Below are 18,966 nucleotides of genomic sequence, written 5' to 3'. Positions count from 1 at the left end.
GACTATTCGGCAGCCGCGACATGGCGCCGGCTTATCCCGCGCATGAATTCGTCGAGCGCTGCCGTCTGCTCGCAGCTCAGATGCAGGCCGCGCTTGGTCCTGCGCCACAATACATCTTCAGCCGTCATCGCCCATTCATTTTGAACGAGGTAGCGCACTTCGGCCTCATAGAGATCGGCGCCAAAGTTCCGGCCAAGGTCGGCATTCGATCTGGCGAGGCCCAGCAGCATCCTTGCGCGAGTTCCGTAAAGCCGGCTCAGGCGGCGCGCCAGACGTGCGTCGAGGAACGGATAGGCCGTTTTCAGTTTCGCCACTTCGGCGTCGAAACCGCTGACCGGGAAATCGCCGCCCGGCAGCGGCGCGTTTGCCGTCCACGGCTTGCCGCGCTTGCCGAGAAAACCCTCGATTTTCTCGAGCATCGATTCAGACAGCCGGCGATAGGTGGTGATCTTGCCGCCGAAGGTGTTGATGATCGGCGCCGTGCCCTCGCCGCCGTCGGTCTTCAGCACATAATCGCGGGTTGCTTCCTGCGCCTTCGAGGCGCCGTCGTCATAAAGCGGGCGCACGGCGGAATAGGTCCAGACGATGTCCGAACGCTTGACCGGCTGCGCGAAATATTCGCTCGCCGCGGCACAGAGATAATCGATCTCGGCGTCGCTGATCTTCACGTCGTGCGGGTCGCCAGCATAGTCCTGGTCAGTGGTGCCGATCAGCGTGAACTCTTCCTCGTAGGGGATAGCAAAGATGATGCGGCCATCCTTGTTCTGGAAGAAATAGGCGCGCGGATCGTCGAACTTCTTGCCGATGACGATATGGCTGCCCTGTACCAGCCGGACATTGTGCACCTCGTTCAAGCCGACCGTAGCAGACAGCACATGGTCGACCCATGGACCGGCGGCGTTGACCAAAAGCCGCGCCTTGACCTCCTCGGTGTCCCCGGTCTGCGCGTTTTCCAGCCTGACCGTCCAAAGTTCGGCTTCACGACGTGCGCCGACGACTTTCGTGCGGGTTCGGATCGTTGCGCCGCGATCGGCGGCGTCGCGGGCGTTCAGGGCCACCAGCCGCGCATCGTTGACCCAGGCGTCGGAATATTCGAAGGCCTTGCGAAACAACGGCTTTAGCGGCTTGCCGGCTGGGTCCTTTGCCATGTCCAGCGTCTTGGTCGCCGGCAGCAATTTGCGCCCGCCAATGTGGTCGTAAAGGAAAAGGCCGAGCCTGATCAGCCAGGCCGGACGCAAACCCTTGGCATAGGGCAGCACGAAGCGCATCGGCCAGATGATGTGCGGCGCATTCTTCCAGAGAATTTCGCGCTCCATAAGCGCCTCGCGCACCAGGCGGAATTCGTAGAACTCGAGATAGCGCAAGCCGCCATGGATCAGTTTGGTCGAGCCGGAGGAGGTTCCGCTGGCCAGATCGTTCATTTCGGCAAGGAAGACCGAGAAGCCGCGCCCAACCGCATCGCGGGCGATGCCGCAGCCGTTGATACCGCCACCGATGACGAAGATGTCATGGATCGGGGGTGCATCCACAATAAGTCCTCCCGGATTTCGCATTGCAGCATTTTTAGGTTTTTACGAAACCGTGGTGGGATTATTTCGAAATAGGAACGAATGTCAAACGAAATATAAACAGCGGCAATTGCCGCTACGGCACCCTTACGAGAGCGACGTTTCGATCAGCTGAACCTCTGCCTCCTGGCAGATCTTGCGTACCGACGGGATGTCGCAACGGTCGGTGATGAAGGTGTTGACCTGCGACAGATGGCCGATGCGGACCGGCGCCGTCCGCTCGAATTTGGTCTGGTCGGAAACGAGGATGACATGCCGGGCATTGGCGATGATCGCCTGCGCCACCTTCACTTCACGAAAATCGAAATCGAGCAACGCACCGTCATGGTCGATCGCCGAGGCGCCGATCACCGCGTAGTCGACCTTGAACTGCCTGATGAAATCGACCGCCGCCTCGCCGACCACGCCGCCATCGGAGCCGCGCACAACCCCGCCGGCAATAACGACTTCGATGGAAGGGTAGATGCGCATCCTGTTGGCAACATTGATATTATTGGTGATCACCATCAATCCGGTATGATCAAGGAGCGCCTTGCTGACCGACTCCGTCGTGGTGCCGATATTGATGAACAGCGAGGCATTGTCCGGGATCAGCCTGGCTGCTGCGCGGCCGATCGCCTCCTTCTCCTCGGCGGCGATCTTGCGTCTCGCCTCATATTCCATGTTTTCGATGCCGGACGGGAACAGCGCACCGCCATGAATCCGCGACAGCAGCCGCTGGTCGCACAGGTCGTTAAGGTCCTTGCGGATGGTCTGCGGCGTCACGTTGAAATACGTTGCCAGATCGTCGACCAGCACGCGGCCATTGTCCTTGGCCATTTGGACGATTTCGGAATGACGCGGCGACAGATACATTTGGGGGCCTCTCGTTTTCGCTTTTCTTGTCTATAGCGGAAAACGAAAGTGATGAAAAGGCATAAGCCGGCTAACGAAATTACATCCGTCCGAAGACAACCACGGCGCAACTTTGCCGACCATTTCAACTCAACCCAGACCGCGGGCGATTTCGGTGATGACCTCGAAAGCTGTGTCGACATCCGCCGCCGTCGTCTCGAACTGACCGACTTGAAAGCGGATCGCGATCTGCCCGTCCACCCGTGTCTGTGTCAGATAGATGCGGCCATCGTCGTTGATCGCGTCGACCAGCCGCAGATTGTGTTCGTCCGAATCGATGCCGGCCGCCGCCAGATGCCGGAACGAGAACAGCGACAGCATCGGTTCCGTGACGATCTCGAAATCCGGTTGCCCAGCCAGCCGCGCGGCAAGGCCTTCGCTCCAGGCGACATGGTTGCGGATCATGGTCCGGAGATTTTCCAGCCCGTGGGCGCGCAGCAGGAACCACAGTTTCAGTGCGCGAAAGCGCCGCCCGAGCGGCACCGACCATTCGGAATAGTTGATGATGCCGTCGCGTCCATGCGTCTTCAGGTAATCCGGCTTGATGGCGAGCGTCCGCACCAGGTCTTCCGGCCGGCGGATGAACTGCATCGAGCAGTCGAACTGCGCGCCCAGCCATTTGTGCGGATTGAAGACGATGGAATCCGCGTGCTCCGCGCCGGCCCAGAAATGTCGGTATTCCGGACATATCATCGCCGATCCGGCCCAGGCGGCATCGACATGCAGATAGAGCCCGTACCGCTTAGCCACAGCAGCGACGCCGGCGATGTCATCAGTGCCGCCGGTGCTGGTGCCGCCGACACAAGCGATGATGCCGGCCGGCAGCATGCCCGCATCCCGGTCGGCGACGATCGCCGCTTCGAGGGCTGTGACATCCATGGCGCGAAGGCGGCCAGCAACCGGAATGCGGACGAGATTGTCCTCGCCAATGCCCGATACCCAGATCGCCCGGTTGATAGAAGTATGGACCTGGTCGGAAGAATAGATGCGCAATATCGGCTGGCCTTGCAGGCCCTTCTTGTTGCCCTGCCAGTCTAGCGCGCGCTCGCGCATGGTCAGCACGGCGGCAAGCGTCGCCGACGATGCCGAATCCTGCATGACGCCGGAAAACCCTTCCGGCAGGCTAAGCGCCTGACGCATCCAGTCGACGACGCGCGTCTCGAGTTCGGTCGCTGCCGGCGAGGTCTGCCAGAGCATGCATTGCGCGGCCATCACCGAGACCAGATATTCGGCCACCACCGAGACCGGTGCGGCGTTGGCCGGGAAATAGGCGAAGAAGCGCGGATGCTGCCAATGCGTCATGCCCGGCAGGATTTTTTGCTCGAAGTCGGCGAAGATTGCCTGCATCGTTTCGCCCTCTTCCGGCGGCGAGACATCGATGCTTCTAGAGATTTCGCCCGGCTCGACAAGCGGCCGCACCGGTCTTTCGCGAAGTGTGCTCCTGTAGTCGGCACCCCATTCAGCCGCGTACAGCGACCATTCCCGGAATTCGTTGCTATCCATTTTCCTCTCCGTCGCATCGAGCCCAGAAATCAAAGAGCACGAAAAACGGAGGCTTTCATTCGGGAAAATCAGGTAGGCTCGCGAAAGCGGTCTTCAGCGCGTTCGACCAGCCGTCCGAGATCGTGCGATAATATTGATCGTCCTGGGCTATCCGTTTCTTCAGGCTGACCTTGAAGGCATCCTTTTCGTAGAACAGCAGGTCAAGCGGCAGACCGACCGACAGGTTCGATTTCAGCGTCGAGTCGAACGACACCAGCAGGAGTTTCACCGTCTCGGCGAAACTCATCGTCTTTTCATAGGCGCGGATGATGATCGGCTTGCCGTATTTGGTCTCGCCGATCTGGAAAAACGGCGTGTCATCGGTCGATTCGATGAAATTGCCTTCCGGATAGATCATGAACAGCCGAGGCGCGCTGCCCTTGATCTGGCCGCCGAGGATAAAGGAGGCATTGAAATAGGAATCGGCCTTTTCGCCCGCCGGTGACGAACTGGCGATGACTTCCTTGACGGTGTCGCCGACCATCCGCACCGTCTGGTACATGGAAGGCGTTTCAAGCAAAGTGGCGTGGCGATCGGCCACCGCCTTGGTGCGCTCGTCGAGCAGGCTTACGACGGCCTGCGTCGTCGCCAGATTGCCGGCCGACATCAGCACGATGACGCGCTCGCCCGGCTCCTCCCAGACATGCATCTTCTTGAAGGTGGAGATCGAATCCATGCCGGCGTTGGTACGCGTGTCGGACATGAACACGAGCCCGCGATCGATCTTCAGGCCGACGCAATAGGTCATCGAATCTCTTTGGCAGCAAATCTTGCCGGGGATTACTGCTCCACGGTGACGGTGACCGCAAGCTGTTCTTCCGCTTGTCCCAGCCGAATTCCCGACACCGGCGTGGCGTCGCGGTAATCACGGCCGGTCGCCACCTTTACATAGCGTTCGTCGGGCGAAATGCCGTTGGCGACGTCGAAGGCGACCCAGCCGAGGCCCGCAACATGCGCCTCGGCCCAGGCATGGCTTGCCGCCTGCTCGACCGCCGCATCCATCATCAAATAGCCGCTGACGTAGCGGGCGGGAAACCCCATGGCGCGCGCGGCGGCGGCAAAGATGTGGCTGTGGTCCTGGCAGACGCCGGTCTTGAGCGCCAGCGCGTCCTCGGCCGGGGTCGCTGCGTTGGTGGTGCCCGGCGTGTAGGCGACGCGCTCGCCGATCACGGCCATCAGCCGGTGCAATCTTTCGATATCGGTCCCCTCGCCTACTGAGGCCGCGAGTTCGCGAATGCCGCTGCCGATCGTGGTCAACGGCGTTTCATGGCCAAACAGCCAGAGCGGCGCAAAACCCTGATGTGGCCCGGAGACGCCAGCGGTGTCGCGTGTCACCACCTCGCCTGATGCCTCGACGGTGATGAAATCGCGGTCACCTTCGACGCTCAAAAGCCGCGTGTCGTTCCCGAAATGGTCGGTAAAGCGCACCTCCTCGCGTGCCCCTTCGATCGTCAGCGCCCAGGACCAAACGGTCTGTGTCGGCCCGCTGACCGGAAGCAGCCGCAACCGTTGCAATAGATAGTGCACCGGCGCATCGTAGCGGTACTCGGTCCGGTGGGTGATCTTCAGCCGCATTGCTCTCGTCCCCAGAGCATGATCTTTTCCGGAAACCGGCTTCCACTTTCCGGTATCATGATCAATAAAACCTGTAGTCCTGCGCGATTTCGTCGCCGAGCCTGGTGTTGTCGCGAATGAAATTGGCCAGGAATTCATGCAGGCCGGCATCGAATATGTCCTTGATCGAGCCGGCCGTCAGCATGGCCTGGGTCTTGCCGGCTGTCGCGTGACAGGCGTGGCGTTCGCCATAATCGTCGCCCAGGAATTTCAGGTGCTCCGTCAGGAAACGGTAGCAGAAGGTCAGCGAGCGCGGCATCCGAACGTTGAGGATCAGATAGTCGGCGATGTTGCTCGGCTTGTAGTCGGCCTCGTAGACCCAGCGATAGGAGCGATGCGCCGACACCGAGCGCAGGATTGATTCCCACTGGTAGTTATCGAGCGTAGAGCCGACCCACGAGATCGACGGCAACAGCACGTAGTATTTCACGTCCAAAATACGTGCCGTGTTGTCGGCGCGTTCGACATAGGTGCCGAGCTGCGAGAAATCGAAGATCTCGTTGCGCAGCATGGTGCCGTAGAACGCGCCGCGGATCAGCGCCGTTTCGCGCTTGATCGCGTCGAGCACGCTGGGCAGGTCACGTTCGTCGATCGGCTTGGCCAGCATGCGCTTCAGCGACATCCAGGCCTCGTTGATGCTTTCCCAGGTTTCGCGCGTCAGCGCGGTGCGCACCATGCGGGCGTTGTTGCGAGCCGTCTCGATCGACGCCATCGTGCTCGACGGGTTCGATGTGTCGCGAAGCAGGAAATCCGCGACGTTGGCGGCGGTATAGTCGGAATATTTCTGCGTGAAGGCAGCGTCCGAACCGGCGCTGAGCAGCACCGAATTCCACTCTTCGGAGGCGTTTTGGGTACGGGTCAGCGCCATGCGCAGCCCGGCATCGACCAGCCGCGCCATGTTTTCCGCCCGCTCGATGTAGCGGTTCATCCAGTAGAGCCCGTTGGCGGTGCGGCCGAGAAGCATGTGGGGCTGCCCTTCGGGCTAGTGAGTAGTGAGTGGTGAATAGTGCATGGTGAATGTTTGGATTTTGACGGAGTATGACATTGTGCTTTCCCTCTACTACTGACTACTGACTACTGACTACTGACTATTCACTCCTTACCCGTCTCAATCATCCAGCACCCACGTATCCTTGGTACCGCCGCCCTGCGATGAGTTCACCACCAGCGAGCCTTCCTTCAGCGCCACGCGCGTCAGCCCGCCCGGCACGATCTGGATGCGGTCGGAAACCAGCACGTAGGGCCTGAGGTCGACATGGCGCGGCGCCAGCCCTTTGTCGGTCAGGATCGGACAGGTCGACAGCGCCAGCGTTGGCTGGGCGATGTAGTTCGACGGTTTTGCCGCGAGTTTCTTGGAAAAATCCTCGCATTCCTTCTTGGTCGCCGCCGGCCCGACCAGCATGCCGTAGCCGCCTGAGCCGTGCACCTCCTTCACCACCAGCTCGTCGATATGTTCGAGCACGTATTTCAGGCTGTCCGGCTCCGAGCAGCGCCAGGTCGGGATGTTGCCGAGGATTGCCCTGCGGCCAGTGTAGAATTCGACGATCTCGGGCATGTAGGAATAGATCGCCTTATCGTCGGCGATGCCGGTTCCCGGCGCATTGGCGATGGTGATGTTGCCGGCGCGGTAGACATCCATGATGCCCGGCACTCCAAGTGCCGAGTCCGGACGGAAGGTCAGCGGATCGAGGAAAGAATCGTCCACCCTTCGATAAAGCACATCGATCTGCTTGTAGCCTTCGGTCGTGCGCATCGCGACGTGGCCGTCGACGACGCGCAGATCCTGCCCCTCGACAAGCTGCACGCCCATCTGGTCGGCAAGGAAGGCATGTTCGAAATAGGCGGAGTTGAAGCTGCCCGGCGTCAGCACGGCAATGGTCGGCGCACCCGTAGTGCTTTGCGGCCGCACCGCCGCCAGCGACTGGCGCAAGAGCTGCGGATAGTTTTCCACCGGCCGCACCTTGATCTGCTGGAACAGCTCGGGAAAGAGCTGCATCATCGTCTCGCGGTTCTCCAGCATGTAAGAGACGCCGGACGGCGTGCGCGCATTGTCCTCCAACACGTAGAATTCGTTCTCGCTGATACGCACGATATCGACGCCGATGATATGGGTGTAGACGCCGGCCGGCGGCCTTACCCCGATCATCTCCGGCAGGAACGCCTCGTTCCTGGCGATCAATTCCTTGGGGACGCGCCCGGCGCGCAATATCTCCTGGCGGTGGTAGATATCGTCGAGAAACGCGTTCAGCGCCTGGACGCGCTGCTCGATGCCTTGCGTCAGCCGTCGCCATTCGTTGCCGGAAATGATGCGCGGAACGATATCGAAGGGAATAAGGCGTTCGGAGGCTTCCTGCTCGCCATAGACGGCAAAGGTGATGCCGGTCTTGCGAAAGACGCGTTCGGCGTCCTGCATCTTCTCGGTAAGCCTGGCTGGATCCTGCTCCTTCAGCCAGCGATCGTAAGCCGAATACGGTTTTCTCAATCCGGAGACTTCCGGAAGCATTTCGTCGAACGCTGCCAATCGCATACTCCCCTGTGAGACCATTTCACTGGCGTCACGGGAGAAAATCAAGCGCAATCGGTGATTTGGAGGATGCTGGCGATCAGTATGTCGCGACCTGCCTAAAATTAGGGCAGCGCCGATATGGCTGGGTCAGGCTTTGCCTTGTGCCCGGGCAGGCGGCCGGCGCCACTCAGAAGGCGCGGAAGGTGACGACCGTAAACGTGTCCTTGATGCCGGGAAGAATCTGCACCTTCTCGTTGACGAAGTGGCCGATGTCTTCCTCGTCGTCGACATAGAATTTGGCGAGCAAATCGTAGTTGCCGGCTGTCGAGTAGATTTCCGAAGCGATCTCGGCATCGGCCAACGCGCCGGCAACGTCATAGGCCCTGCCCAGATCGCACTTTATCTGCACGAAAAATGCCTTCATTGCCCGGTCCTGCTCAACTTGCACGCATAAGCGGCCCTTGTGGCAGACTGCCGCCCGGCTTTCAAGCATCAGGACGGGGCTAAGGCAGAACGCGACCTGAGGGAAGCTTTAGTGCAGCCAAACGGCGGATGCACGCGGGCGCTGAGACTGTGGAGCGCTGCCAAGCGTAGGCTATGCCTGCGCGCGTTCGCTTCGCTGAGAGGGCCCGCTCACATCACCGGGATATCGCCCCTTGCCCAGCCCTCGGAAATTGCCGCCGCCCGCGCCTCGAAGGCGCCGGCTTCGATGGCGGCACGAATGTCCTGCATCAGCCTCTGGTAGTAGGAAAGATTGTTCCAGGTCAGCAGCATCGCCCCCAGCGCCTCTTGCGAGCGGACCAGATGGTGCAGATAGGCGCGTGAATAATCCCTGGCGGCCGGGCAGTCGCTCTCCTCGTCCAGCGGGCGCGGATCGTCGGCATGGCGAGCGTTGCGCAGATTGACCTTGCCGCGCCTTGTATAGGCGAGGCCATGACGGCCGGCGCGCGTCGGCATCACGCAATCGAACATGTCGATGCCGCGTACCACCGATTTCAATATGTCGTCAGGCGTGCCGACACCCATCAGATAGCGCGGCCTGTCCGCCGGCAGCTCCGGGCAGGTGATGTCGAGCATTTCGAGCATCACCGCTTGCGGCTCGCCGACCGCCAGCCCGCCGATGGCGTAGCCCTTGAGGTCCATCGCTTTCAGCGCCTGCGCCGAGCGCAGCCGCAGGGCCGGTATGTCGCCGCCCTGGACGATGCCGAACATCGCCTTGCCCGGTTGGTCGCCGAATGCCGTCTTGCAACGTTCGGCCCAGCGCAGCGACAGCTCCATGGCGCGCTCGATCTCCTTCTCCATAGCCGGCAGCGCGGTGCATTCGTCGAGCTGCATCTGGATATCGGAACCGAGCAGTCCCTGGATTTCGATCGAGCGCTCGGGCGACATCTCATAGGGGGCGCCATCAATATGTGAGCGAAAGGTGACGCCCTTTTCGGTGAGTTTCCTCAGTTTCGACAGCGACATTACCTGGAAGCCGCCGCTGTCGGTCAGGATCGGGTGCGGCCAGCGGGCGAATTCATGCAGACCGCCAAGCCGCGCCACACGTTCGGCGCCAGGCCGCAGCATCAGATGGTAAGTATTGCCAAGGATAATGTCCGAGCCGACGCCGCGCACCTGATCCATATACATGGTCTTGACCGTGCCGCCGGTGCCGACCGGCATGAAGGCTGGCGTGCGGATTTCTCCGCGCGGCATAGTGATAGAGCCGCGCCGCGCTTTTCCGTCGGTCGCCAGCACATCGAAGGTGAACGCCTTAGTCATTGAATTCCTTGTTCTATACCGGGCGCGCGTCGATCGTTCTCCTCTTTGAACAGAAGGCTTGCATCTCCGTAGGAGTAGAACCTGTAGCGGTTCTCGATGGCATGCGCATAGGCCGCACGCATTGTTTCCAGACCACAAAACGCCGAAACCAGCATGAACAGCGTCGAACGCGGCAGATGGAAATTGGTCATCAGCATGTCGGCGGCCTTAAAGCGGTAGCCGGGGGTGATGAAGATGTCGGTCGGACCCGACCATCCAGCCAATGTGCCGTCCTCCCGCGCGGCGCTCTCCAGCAGGCGCAGCGACGTCGTACCGACGGCGATGATGTGCCCGCCGCGCGCTTTCGCCGCGTTCAGCGCCTCGGCGGTTTCCCGGCTGACCGAACCGATTTCGGCATGCATCTTGTGATCGGCGGTGTCGTCGACTTTCACCGGCAGGAACGTGCCGGCGCCGACATGCAGGGTGACGAAGCGCCGCTCGACGCCTTTGGCATCCAGCGCCGCGAAAAGCTCGGGCGTGAAATGCAGGCCGGCAGTGGGTGCCGCCACGGCCCCCTCCTCCCTGGCATAGATGGTCTGGTAGTCTTTGCGGTCGCGTTCGTCGTCGTCGCGCTTCGAAGCGATGTAAGGCGGCAGCGGAATGTGACCGACGGCGTGCAACGCCTCATCGAGAAACGGACCTGAGAGGTCAAAACCGAGCAAAGCCTCGCCGGCCTCGCCTTTCTCGATCACCGTGGCATCGAGCTGGCCGAGAAAGCAGGAATTGGCGTCATGGCCGAAATGGACGCGGTCACCGGCGGCGATGCGCTTGCCCGGCCGCATGAAAGCCAGCCAGCGGTCGGGAGCCACCCGCATGTGCAGCGTGGCTTCGACTTGCGCCACCGCTTCGCCGCGCCGCCTGATGCCTTTCAACTGTGCCGGAATGACCTTGGTGTCGTTGAAGACCAGCACGTCACCGGTCTCGAGCAGGGACGGCAGCTCGCGCACCGTCCGGTCTTCGCGGCCCTCACCCGGCCTGACAACCAGCATTTTGGCGCTGTCGCGCGGTTCTGCCGGTCGAAGCGCGATACGCTCCTCCGGCAGATCAAAGTCGAAAAGATCGACGCGCAAGAAAATCCCGCCTCAAAATTCCGGGCAGGTCACCGCCCAGGCGCCAACACCGTCGATGCTCAGCGTGCCGCCCATTGCGAAATTGGACTGTTCGCTGGCCTTGACCAGTCGCAATTTGGCGACGATCGAGCTGATGCCCTCATCGGTGAGATCGATCGCCATGTGCTGGTCGTCCTCGAATGCCTGTCCGACGATGACTTTCGTCGAACCCGGCTGACCGTCGGTGGTCCAGTTCCTGCCGCCGGCATCAAGCCATACACGCGCAACCGCGATGACGGCAGTGTGCCCCATCAGAACGTCGATCGATGCCGCGTCGCCTTCAGCGCTGCAAACAATCGATTCCGTCGCCAGCGCCGGAGTGGCCGCCGCGACAAGCATCAGAGTGATAGCCGCGACAGCCCGGTAGGTCATTTCACGTCGGCCGCCACCTTCAGCGACACGATCTTGTCGGGATCCGGCACCGGCTCGCCGCGCTTGATCTTGTCGACATTGTCCATGCCCTCGATGACCTGGCCCCAGACCGTGTATTGGCGGTTGAGGAAGGCGGCATCGTCGAAGCAGATGAAGAACTGCGAATTGGCCGAGTTCGGATTTTGCGAGCGCGCCATCGAGCAGGTGCCGCGGCCGTGATTGGCGTTGGAGAACTCCGCCTTCAGGTCGGGCTTGTCGGAGCCACCCGTGCCAGCGCGCGCCGGTGCGAAAGAGGGCTTGGTGGAATTGCCGAATTTCACGTCGCCGGTCTGCGCCATGAACCCCTCGATGACGCGATGGAACACCACGCCGTCATAAGCGCCTTCGCGCGCCAGTTCCTTGATGCGGCCGACATGGCCAGGCGCCAGATCGGGAAACAGTTCGATGATGACCTTGCCCTTGGTCGTTTCCATGATGAGCGCGTTCTCGCGGTCCTTGATCTCGGCCATGTCAGAATATCCTTTGAAACTAATGGGTTTACTTGCCGTCGGCGGCGATGCGCACCTTGATCATGCGATCGGGATCGGTGACGACCCCGTTCTGTGCCGCATCGCCTTTCTTTATCTGGTCCACCAACTCCATGCCGTTCTCGACATTACCGACGATAGTGTACTGGCCATCGAGCGGCGGCGCCGGCGCGAACATGATGAAGAACTGGGAATTGGCGGAATCCGGGTCCTGCGAGCGGGCCATGCCGACCACGCCGCGCTCGTAGCGCTCGGACGTCGAGAATTCGGCCGGTAGGTCGGGAAGATCGGAACCGCCAGTACCGACAGCATCGGCGTTGAAGCCGTTCTTCATGTTGCCGAACTTCACGTCGCCGGTCTGCGCCATGAAGCCGTCGATGACGCGGTGGAAAGCGACGTTGTCGTAAGCGCCCTGACGAACCAGCTTCTTGATCTGCTCGACATGCTTCGGCGCGAGATCGGGCCTGAGCGCGATGGTCACGTCGCCGCCCTTCAGCGTTATGATCATGGTGTTTTCCGGATCGGCGGCGAACGCCGAAACGGTTGCAGCCACAAGACCGAAAACAACGACAAAGCAGGTGGCGAGCCTTTTGAGCTGCATGGATCTTTCTCCGAAAACCTTTGTTTCATGCATGTCGTTATCCCAATACGGGGTTCCACTTTTGGGCGACATGCATTATTTCGCGAATTTGGCGGTAAGTGCGCCAGCCACAGCCGCCGGCACGAAGGGGCGGATGTCGCCTCCCATCGAGGCTATCTGGCGGACAAGTGTGGCGGTAATGGTTCGCACCGATGGGCTGGCGGGCAGAAAAACTGTCTGCAGTTCCGGCGCCATCGTCTCGTTCATGCCGGCCATCTGCATCTCGTAGTCGAGATCGGTGCCATCGCGCAGGCCGCGGATCATGATCGAGGCGCCCTCCTTCCTGGCCGCGTCGATGACCAGCCCGTCGAAAGCGACAATCTTGATGCGCGCGCCGTCGCGGCCAAATTCGGCCTTCGTCGCTGCTTCGATGAGGCCGACCCGTTCCTCGAACGAAAACAGCGGCTTTTTGCCGGGATGAATGCCGATCGCCGCATAGACTTTGTCCGCCACGGCCAGCGACGCCTTCAGCACATCGAGATGGCCGTTGGTCAGCGGGTCGAAGGAGCCGGCATAAAGGGCGATGCGTTCGGTCATGGCAGGTGCTTCTAGCGAGCCTCTCTCGCAAAGGCAAATCCGATCAGCGAGCCGCCAATGCATGTCGCCCAAAAGTGTGCAGCGGTTTTGGACAACGACATGCACCCAAACAGAGCCTCAAAGCGCAACGCCTGAGCCACGGTAATCGCGATGCGCTTTGTGTGAACCTTTTGGCCGAGATGAACGACCAATGAACGGGCCGATCACGAAGCCTTCACGCAGCGTTCACTAGGTTGCAGCTTCAGGAGATGAAACCAAAACCCCATTTAATCGTTGCTAGGTGCAGGAGACACGCACATGCTGATCTACATGCTCGCCACCGCAATGACCGTCGCCATGCTGATCGCCACCGTATTCGGGCTGCATCAGGAAGCAGAGCGCGTCCGCGCCAAGTCCAATGCCAAGCGGTTCGGAGGCTTTGGTATCCGCAAGCCGTTTCGCCACCGCTAGCTGTTGACGGCGCCGGCCCATCGGGCCGGCATTGCCCGTCAAGACCTACTCGGCGTTGTTGTCCGGGCCAACATCTTCAGTACCGATATCCAGAGTTGCGTCGCCCTCGACACTCTCTTCCGCTTCCTCGTCGGATTGCGGTTCCGATATCCGCTCCACCGAAACGACCTTCTCGCCGTCGGCCGTGTTGAAGATGGTCACGCCCTTGGTGGCGCGGCTGGCGAAACGAATGCCGTTGACCGGCACGCGGATGACGGTGCCGCCATCCGAGACAAGCATGATCTGGTCGTCATTGCCGACCGGGAAAGTCGCCACCAGACGGCCGATCTCAGCCACTTTCGACACATCGGTGGCGCGGATGCCCTTGCCGCCGCGCCCTGTGAGGCGGAAATCATAGGAAGACGAACGCTTGCCGTAGCCATATTCCGTCACCGTCAGCACGAATTGCTCGTGTGCCTTGAGGAATTCGTAGCGCTCATCGGAAAGCTCCGTCTCCTCGCCGACCTCCTCATTGGTGAGTTGAATGTCTTCGTCCTCGCCCGCCGCAATGCCGGCGGCGAGCCGCCTTTCCGCCGCCACTCGCCTGAGATAAGCGGCGCGCTCGGCCGGCGGCGCCTCGACATGTTCGATCACCGCCATCGAGATCACCCGGTCGGTGGCAGCCATGGCGATGCCGCGCACGCCGACCGAGTTGCGGCTCTGGAAGACGCGCACGTCGCTGACCGAGAAGCGGATGCACTGGCCGGAGCTTGCAGTCAGAAGCACGTCGTCATTGTCGGTGCAGGTCTCGACGCCGAGGATCTCGTCGCCTTCCTCTTCCAGCTTCATGGCGATCTTGCCGTTGCGATTGACCTGGACGAAGTCCGACAGCTTGTTGCGGCGCACCGTGCCGCGGGTGGTGGCGAACATCACGTCGAGCTCGCCCCAGCTGGTCTCGTCCTCAGGCAGCGGCATGATGGTGGTGATGCGTTCGCCCTGCTCCAGCGGCAGCATGTTGATCAGCGCCTTGCCGCGCGACTGCGGATTGCCGATCGGCAGGCGCCAGACCTTTTCCTTGTAGACGATGCCACGCGAGGAGAAGAACAGCACCGGCGTGTGCGTGTTGGCAACGAACAGCCTAGTGACGAAATCCTCTTCCTTGGTCGACATTCCGGATCGGCCCTTGCCACCGCGCCGCTGCGCCCGGTAGAGCGATAACGGCACGCGCTTGATGTAGCCGGAATGGCTGACCGTCACGACCATGTCCTCGCGCTGGATCAGGTCCTCGTCTTCCATATCAGCCCCGCCCTCGGAGAGCTCGGTACGGCGCGGCGTGCCGAACTCGTCGCGGACGGCGGCAAGCTCGTTCTTGACGATCTGCTGAATGCGGGCGCGGGACGACAGGATGTCCAGGTAGTCCTTGATCTCGTCGCCGATCGTGTTCAACTCGTCGGCGATCTCGTCGCGGCCGAGCGCGGTCAGTCGCTGCAGGCGCAGTTCGAGGATGGCGCGCGCCTGTTCCTCGGACAGATTGTAGGTGCCGTCCTCGTTGATGCGGTGCCGCGGATCGTCGATCAGCAGGATCAGCGATTCGACGTCGCCCGAAGGCCAGCGCCGCTCCATCAACTGCTCGCGCGCCGTCTGCGGGTCCGGCGCGGTGCGGATCAGCTTTATGACCTCGTCGATGTTGGCGACGGCAATGGCAAGGCCGACCAGCACATGGGCGCGGTCGCGCGCCTTGCGCAGCAGGAATTTCGTGCGCCGGCTGATTACGTCCTCGCGGAAGGCGACAAACGCCTTCAGCATGTCGGTCAGCGTCAGCAATTCCGGCTTGCCGCCGTTCAGTGCCACCATATTGGCGCCGAACGACGTCTGCAGCGGCGTGAAACGGTAGAGCTGGTTGAGGATGACGTCAGCGACCGCGTCGCGCTTCAGTTCGATGACGACGCGGTAACCCTGGCGGTCGCTCTCGTCGCGGATGTCGGAAATGCCCTCTATGCGCTTGTCGCGCACCAGCTCCGCCATCTTCTCGATCATCGACGACTTGTTCACCTGGTAGGGAACTTCGGTGATGACGATCGATTCACGGTCGTTGCCGCGCGCCTCGACGTTGACGCGCCCGCGCATGACGATGGAACCGCGGCCGGTCGAATAGGCGCTGTAGATGCCGGAGCGGCCGAGCACGATGCCGCCGGTCGGGAAATCCGGCCCCGGAATGATCTCCATCAACGCCGGCAGATCGATCGCCGGATTGTCGATGAGGGCGATGGCGCCGTTGCAGACCTCGCCCAGATTGTGCGGCGGGATGTTGGTGGCCATGCCGACGGCGATGCCGCCGGAGCCGTTGACCAACAGGTTTGGAAAGCGCGCCGGCAGGACTTTCGGCTCGCTGCCGGACGCATCATAAGTGTCCTGGAAATCGACGGTGTCCTTGTCGATGTCTTCCAGCAACTCATGCGCGACCTTCGTCAGGCGCGATTCGGTGTAACGCATCGCCGCCGGCGGATCACCGTCGATCGAGCCAAAATTGCCCTGCCCGTCGATCAGCGGCACGCGCAGCGACCAACCCTGCGCCATGCGCACCAAGGCGTCGTAGATCGAGGCGTCGCCATGCGGATGGTATTTACCCATCACGTCGGCGACCGGGCGCGCCGACTTCACGTATTTGCGGTTCCAGTGGTAGCCGCTCTCATGGGCGGCATAGAGGATGCGGCGATGCACCGGCTTCAGCCCGTCGCGCACATCGGGCAGCGCACGGCTGACGATCACGCTCATGGCGTAATCGAGGTAGGAGCGCTGCATCTCCTCGATGATGGATATCGGCTCGATGCCGGTCGGGCCGCCGTCGGCGCCGCGCGGTGTCTTCTGGTCGGTCAAATCAGGTCACAATCTAATCGGGAATCACTCGGTGCTTATATAGGAAGCCGGGTCGAAACTCCAATGTCCGCGATAGTTTTCCAGTGTCGATTTTTGTGGTGATTTCAAAAGGATATCACTGATTGCGACGATATGGCCGAGGCGCTTTTTCGTTGCTCTCGCGGCAAAGCTCATTGTCAGGCCAATTTGCTTCACAACGCCGGAACGGCGGATGCGTTCGGCAATTTATCGCCTCGCCGCCGGACCCGATAGGCGCCGGGCGCCTCCCCCATCACGCGCCGGAATCGGCGGTTGAAGGTCGACAAATCGTTGAACCCCGCCTCGAAGGCGATCGTCGAGATCGCCTCGTCCGACATGCGCAGCCGCACCGCCGCCCTGTGCAGCCGGGTTTTCAGCAGGAACTGGTAGGGCGTCATGCCCGCGACGCGTCGGAACGTGCGCAGGAAATGATACGGGCTGGTCGCCGTCTCGCTTGCAAGCGCAGCAAGCGAGACCGGCCGGTCGGCATCCAGCTCAATGCGCCGCACCGCCTCCGCGACACGTTTCTCGTCGCGGCGGCTCGGCACCCGGGCAGCAGGCGTGACGCCGGAGGCGACGGCTGCGCCGGCAATCCGCAGACCGATTTCCTCGAACGCGTCGACGTCGGCCATCTCGCGTGCGGATTCCGCCTCGGCCAGCAACGGTGCCAGCGCCGGCAAGGGCGGCAGCCGCGGCGTCTCGAAGGCCAGCTTCTTCACGCCCGGCATGTCGGCAACGATCTGTTCCATATAGGCCGGCTCGAACTGGAAGGAGAGGCAGCGGTCGCCGGCGCCATGCTCGTGCCCACACTCGTAGCACGTGCCAGGGTTGCCGAGCAGGAGCGCGCCCGGCGTCAGCATCGCATTGCCCTGGCGTGCGCGGTAGCGGAATGTGCCATTGGTCACCACGGCGACGCAGAAATTACGATGCTCTTCCTCGAACGGGCGATCGGCGGCGCCGGCGGTGCAGACCACGTCCAACACCTGCGAGCCTCGTCCGGACGCCAGTGTATGCGCGCTCGTTGTCATGGCTTGAAAGATAGCAATTTTTCCCAAGCGCAGAACCCTGCCGCCGCCTATTCCCTCCAGTCTCCTGACAAGATGAGGTCGAAATCATGTTCAATTCATCTTCCTTTGTAGAAGCCCTGCACAGCGACGAGCCTGCCGGGGGCCTGGCCGAAAAACTGAACCTTTACGGCCGCTTCGTCGGCGCCTGGACATTCGATGCCACGCGCCACCTCGAGGACGGCCAGGTGCTGACCGGGCGCGGCGAGGTGCATTTCGGCTGGGTGCTCGAGGGCCGCGCGATCCAGGACGTATGGATCCTGCCGGCGCGCGACGCCGGTCCCTCACCCTCCCTCGGCAAATGGACTTTCTATGGCACGACATTGCGTGTCTATGACCCCGGGGTCGACGCCTGGCATATTTTCTGGAGCGATCCGCGCACCCAGTACTACAGCCGCCAGCTCGGCCGGGCCGAGGGCGACACCATCGTCCAGCAAGGCGCTGACGGCAGCGGCGCCTCGGTGCGCTGGAGCTTTTCCCGGATTACCGAAAACTCCTTCCGCTGGCTGGGCGAACGCTCTCAGGACGATGGCGCGACCTGGCGGCTCGAAGTCGAGTTCCTGGCGCGGCGAGCCGGCAGCACCTGACCTGCACGGTTTCCCCTGACGCTGCTTTGCTCTACCAATGCAGGGGTCTCGGGCACGGCCCGGCGGGGAGGGTCAGAGATGCCGAGCTTCGACAGCCTGTTCAACGCCTTCGTCACCATTCTCGTGACCATCGACCCGCCAGGCCTGGCACCGCTCTTCCTCGCCGTGACGCGCGGCATGAACCGCGAGGAGCGCAACCAGGTTTCCGTCCGCGCCTCGATCATCGGTTTCCTGGTGATGGCGCTGTTTGCAATCGCCGGTGCATCGATCCTGTCGGTGTTCGGCATCACGCTGCCGGCGTTCCGCGTCGCCGGCGGGTTCCTGCTGTTCTTCATCGCCTTTGAAATGGTGTTCGAGCGCCGGCAGGACCGCAAGGAAAAGATCGGCGACGTCGCCATCACCAAGGACATGATCCACAACATCGCCGCCTTTCCGCTGGCGATCCCCCTGATCGCCGGTCCGGGCGCGATTTCAGCGACCGTCCTGCTGTCCGGCTCTTTTCCAGGTTTTGGCGCGCAGGCAGCCCTTGTCGGCATCATCGCGATCTGTCTCGTCATCACCTACCTGGTGTTCGTGCTGGCCGAGCGCATCGACCGCATCCTCGGCCAGACCGGCCGCTCGATCCTGACCCGGCTGCTAGGCGTCATCCTGGCGGCGCTCGCCGTGCAGTTCGTCGCGGACGGCATCAAGGCGCTGATGGCGGGGTAGAATGGATCGACTCTTGAGCGCTTCGCTCTACTGCAACAGTCGCCCCTCGACAATCCTGACCGTGCCGCCTTGCAAATCGAACCAATTGCCACCCAAAGCGGCACGGCTATCGCATATGAGTGATGGCATTGATGAGATAGTCGTCATTCCAGGCGCATTTCTTGATGCGAT

The 18,966-nt window shown here is 61.7% G+C and carries 19 protein-coding genes; 3 read left to right on the top strand and 16 right to left on the bottom strand.

Annotated elements, in window-relative coordinates; genetic code table 11:
* Nucleotides 1-2: 2 nt before the first annotated feature.
* From glpD to coaD, 14 genes are all read right to left on the bottom strand, one after another.
* Nucleotides 3-1,529, bottom strand: a complete 1,527-nt coding sequence (glpD, locus tag ACWUKX_RS22765; RefSeq protein ID WP_456009107.1) for a glycerol-3-phosphate dehydrogenase — start codon at nucleotides 1,527-1,529, stop codon at nucleotides 3-5.
* A gap of 126 nt (nucleotides 1,530-1,655) precedes the next feature.
* Nucleotides 1,656-2,423, bottom strand: coding sequence for a DeoR/GlpR family DNA-binding transcription regulator (locus ACWUKX_RS22760; protein WP_456009105.1), 768 nt, complete (start codon nucleotides 2,421-2,423; stop codon nucleotides 1,656-1,658).
* A 129-nt stretch (nucleotides 2,424-2,552) separates the two neighbouring features.
* Entirely contained in the window at nucleotides 2,553-3,965 is a 1,413-nt protein-coding gene (locus tag ACWUKX_RS22755) for a pyridoxal phosphate-dependent decarboxylase family protein (protein ID WP_456009104.1), read from the bottom strand.
* 55 nt (nucleotides 3,966-4,020) lie between these two features.
* A complete protein-coding gene (locus ACWUKX_RS22750) occupies nucleotides 4,021-4,752 on the bottom strand; it encodes a peptidase (RefSeq protein ID WP_065009553.1) in 732 nt (243 codons plus the stop codon).
* 32 nt (nucleotides 4,753-4,784) lie between these two features.
* Nucleotides 4,785-5,579 (bottom strand): transglutaminase family protein, encoded by a 795-nt coding sequence (locus tag ACWUKX_RS22745; protein WP_456009103.1) that lies wholly within the window; start codon nucleotides 5,577-5,579, stop codon nucleotides 4,785-4,787.
* 61 nt (nucleotides 5,580-5,640) lie between these two features.
* Nucleotides 5,641-6,582, bottom strand: a complete 942-nt coding sequence (locus ACWUKX_RS22740; protein WP_127314888.1) for an alpha-E domain-containing protein — start codon at nucleotides 6,580-6,582, stop codon at nucleotides 5,641-5,643.
* Nucleotides 6,583-6,726: 144 nt separating this feature from the next.
* A complete protein-coding gene (locus tag ACWUKX_RS22735; protein WP_456009102.1) occupies nucleotides 6,727-8,139 on the bottom strand; it encodes a circularly permuted type 2 ATP-grasp protein in 1,413 nt (470 codons plus the stop codon).
* A 172-nt stretch (nucleotides 8,140-8,311) separates the two neighbouring features.
* Nucleotides 8,312-8,548 carry an Lrp/AsnC family transcriptional regulator gene (locus ACWUKX_RS22730; protein ID WP_029352863.1) on the bottom strand — a complete coding sequence of 79 codons (237 nt, stop codon included), beginning with the start codon at nucleotides 8,546-8,548 and terminating at the stop codon, nucleotides 8,312-8,314.
* A 209-nt stretch (nucleotides 8,549-8,757) separates the two neighbouring features.
* Nucleotides 8,758-9,888, bottom strand: a complete 1,131-nt coding sequence (gene tgt, locus ACWUKX_RS22725; protein WP_456009101.1) for a tRNA guanosine(34) transglycosylase Tgt — start codon at nucleotides 9,886-9,888, stop codon at nucleotides 8,758-8,760.
* Complete coding sequence (queA, locus tag ACWUKX_RS22720) at nucleotides 9,885-10,997, bottom strand: tRNA preQ1(34) S-adenosylmethionine ribosyltransferase-isomerase QueA (RefSeq protein WP_456009100.1); 1,113 nt, start codon at nucleotides 10,995-10,997, stop codon at nucleotides 9,885-9,887. The genes tgt and queA overlap by 4 nt, the downstream gene beginning before the upstream one ends.
* A gap of 12 nt (nucleotides 10,998-11,009) precedes the next feature.
* Nucleotides 11,010-11,408 (bottom strand): hypothetical protein, encoded by a 399-nt coding sequence (locus tag ACWUKX_RS22715; protein ID WP_135937499.1) that lies wholly within the window; start codon nucleotides 11,406-11,408, stop codon nucleotides 11,010-11,012.
* Nucleotides 11,405-11,917, bottom strand: a complete 513-nt coding sequence (locus ACWUKX_RS22710) for a peptidylprolyl isomerase (RefSeq protein ID WP_456009099.1) — start codon at nucleotides 11,915-11,917, stop codon at nucleotides 11,405-11,407. Before ACWUKX_RS22710 ends, ACWUKX_RS22715 begins: the two co-directional genes overlap by 4 nt.
* A gap of 28 nt (nucleotides 11,918-11,945) precedes the next feature.
* Nucleotides 11,946-12,536, bottom strand: coding sequence for a peptidylprolyl isomerase (locus ACWUKX_RS22705; protein ID WP_456009097.1), 591 nt, complete (start codon nucleotides 12,534-12,536; stop codon nucleotides 11,946-11,948).
* A 75-nt stretch (nucleotides 12,537-12,611) separates the two neighbouring features.
* The gene (gene coaD, locus ACWUKX_RS22700; protein WP_456009095.1) at nucleotides 12,612-13,112 is read right to left on the bottom strand and encodes a pantetheine-phosphate adenylyltransferase; all 501 of its coding nucleotides are present in this window, start codon (nucleotides 13,110-13,112) and stop codon (nucleotides 12,612-12,614) included.
* A gap of 297 nt (nucleotides 13,113-13,409) precedes the next feature.
* Between coaD and ACWUKX_RS22695 the strand changes: the two genes are divergently transcribed.
* On the top strand, nucleotides 13,410-13,562 hold the full coding sequence (locus ACWUKX_RS22695; protein WP_082982506.1) for a hypothetical protein: 153 nt from the start codon (nucleotides 13,410-13,412) through the stop codon (nucleotides 13,560-13,562).
* A 45-nt stretch (nucleotides 13,563-13,607) separates the two neighbouring features.
* Here the strand turns inward: ACWUKX_RS22695 and gyrA are convergent, their stop codons facing one another.
* Both gyrA and ACWUKX_RS22685 read right to left on the bottom strand, forming a co-directional pair.
* Nucleotides 13,608-16,418 (bottom strand): DNA gyrase subunit A, encoded by a 2,811-nt coding sequence (gene gyrA / locus ACWUKX_RS22690; RefSeq protein ID WP_456009094.1) that lies wholly within the window; start codon nucleotides 16,416-16,418, stop codon nucleotides 13,608-13,610.
* A gap of 191 nt (nucleotides 16,419-16,609) precedes the next feature.
* The gene (locus ACWUKX_RS22685; protein ID WP_456009092.1) at nucleotides 16,610-17,464 is read right to left on the bottom strand and encodes a helix-turn-helix transcriptional regulator; all 855 of its coding nucleotides are present in this window, start codon (nucleotides 17,462-17,464) and stop codon (nucleotides 16,610-16,612) included.
* 86 nt (nucleotides 17,465-17,550) lie between these two features.
* Between ACWUKX_RS22685 and ACWUKX_RS22680 the strand changes: the two genes are divergently transcribed.
* Together ACWUKX_RS22680 and ACWUKX_RS22675 are read left to right on the top strand one after the other, a co-directional pair.
* On the top strand, nucleotides 17,551-18,087 hold the full coding sequence (locus ACWUKX_RS22680; RefSeq protein ID WP_456009091.1) for a hypothetical protein: 537 nt from the start codon (nucleotides 17,551-17,553) through the stop codon (nucleotides 18,085-18,087).
* 78 nt (nucleotides 18,088-18,165) lie between these two features.
* On the top strand, nucleotides 18,166-18,795 hold the full coding sequence (locus tag ACWUKX_RS22675; protein WP_456009089.1) for a MarC family protein: 630 nt from the start codon (nucleotides 18,166-18,168) through the stop codon (nucleotides 18,793-18,795).
* Nucleotides 18,796-18,966: the final 171 nt, after the last annotated feature.

This window comes from Mesorhizobium sp. f-mel (assembly GCF_053850215.1).
This window is presented reverse-complemented; position numbering and strand designations above follow the sequence as displayed.